The sequence below is a fragment of the Pseudorhodobacter sp. genome, assembly GCF_030452865.1.
GTDB lineage: Bacteria > Pseudomonadota > Alphaproteobacteria > Rhodobacterales > Rhodobacteraceae > Pseudorhodobacter.
The window spans coordinates 1-1,791 of sequence record NZ_JAKDLJ010000560.1; the positions used below are offsets into that span (position 1 = coordinate 1).

1 protein-coding gene is annotated in these 1,791 nt (G+C 60.4%); it reads left to right on the forward strand.

The genetic code is table 11. The features are described 5' to 3' along the window. Positions 1-1,791: ATP-binding protein (locus L0H65_RS19400; protein WP_301460826.1), on the forward strand; the 1,791-nt coding region annotated here is incomplete at both ends.

Below are 1,791 nucleotides of genomic sequence, written 5' to 3' on the forward strand. Positions count from 1 at the left end.
CGGCACAGAAGCGTTTCGCCTCTGCGGGGGAGACGTTGATTGCCAAGCTGAACGATCATTTCGCCAGTCCCGCCTCGGTGCTGTTCCGGCTGCAAAGCCGGGCGCGCAATGGCGGTTCGGCGCGGGAGGATGTGGTGACGCGGCGCGGCCATACAAGGCTTTCGGTTCACGCCCTGACGCCCGAGCGCTTCCTGTGGCGGCTGGAGGAGTTTGTTGATCGTGCGCAGGCCGGTCGCGGCGCCGAGATGCTCAGCCTGCCGATGATGGTTGCCAACAAATCCGGTGTTGTGCTGTTCACCAATGAAGCGATGCGCCGCCTGCTGGGATCGCGCCCGAAGCGGATGGACCGGGTGTTCAACTCCCCCGTTCTGCGCTCGGGGGAGGAGGTGGAAGTTGCGGCGGCCGAAGGCCCTGTACGCGCGATTCTGGCAGAGATCGAAGGCATGGGCGAGCGGCGGGAAATCTACCTGCTGCCGGTGCGTGAGCGCGCTGACGGATCGGAGATGGTCGCGGATTTCGAACATTTGCCGATCGCCGTCATCAAGTTCCGCGCCGATGGCAGCATGCGGACCGCCAATGCCTCCGCCCGTGAACTGATCGGCATTCAAAGCGATGAATTGCCGCTGATCCATGACGTTTTCGAAGGCTTGGGCCGTGCGGTTTCCGATTGGTTGGCCGATGTCATGGCGGAGCGCGTTGCGGGTGCGGCCGAAGTGATGCGCCTGCGCCGCGAGGGAACGGATGTTTTCGTTCAGGTCGCGCTGAGCCGCATTGTCGAAGGCGGTCGCCCCGGCGCGCTGGCGATCCTGCAGGACGCCACCGCGCTCAAAACCCTTGAAGCGCAGTTTGTCCAAAGCCAGAAGATGCAGGCCATCGGGCAACTTGCGGGTGGGATTGCGCATGATTTCAATAATTTGCTGACGGCGATCTCCGGCCATTGCGACCTGCTGCTGCTGCGCCATGCCCAGACCGACCCGGAATATGCCGATCTTGTGCAGATCCATCAGAACGTCAATCGCGCGGCAAGTCTCGTCGGGCAGTTGCTCGCATTTTCGCGCAAACAGACGTTGAAGCCGGAACATATCGAGTTGGAAGGCGTGCTGTCAGAGATGACGCATCTTTTGAACCGCTTGGTGGGTGAACGGGTTCAGCTTCATCTGAGCCATGCGTCTGATCTGCGCGCGATCCGGGCCGACAAGCGCCAGTTGGAGCAGGTGTTGATGAACCTTGTCGTCAATGCGCGCGATGCGATGAACGGCAGCGGCATCATCCATGTCGAGACCGAAGCAATTGATCTGGCGGATGATTTGACCCGTGATCGCGTATTGGTCCCCGCAGGTGCCTATTCCGTCATCCGGGTGGTGGATGCCGGCTGCGGGATTGCCCAAGATCGACTCCAGAAGATATTTGAACCGTTTTATACCACCAAAGGTGTCGGCCAAGGCACCGGGCTTGGCCTCTCAACGGTATATGGTATTGTCAAGCAATCTGGCGGTTTCATCTTTGTTGACAGCGCTCTGGGCAAAGGGTCTACCTTCACGCTGTATTTTCCGGTGAATGAGGCAAAACCGGAAATGGCGCTGGCCGGCCCGGTAAAGAAGCCGGTTCCGAACCGACCGGGGGCAGGAGTAATCTTGCTGGTAGAGGATGAGGCGCCTGTGCGGGCCTTCGCGTCGCGCGCCTTGCGCCTGCGCGGTTACACCGTGCTCGAGGCGGAAAATGCTGAGGCTGCATTGACGACGCTGGAAGATGCGAATCTTGAGGTCGATCTTTTTGTGACCGATGTGGTCA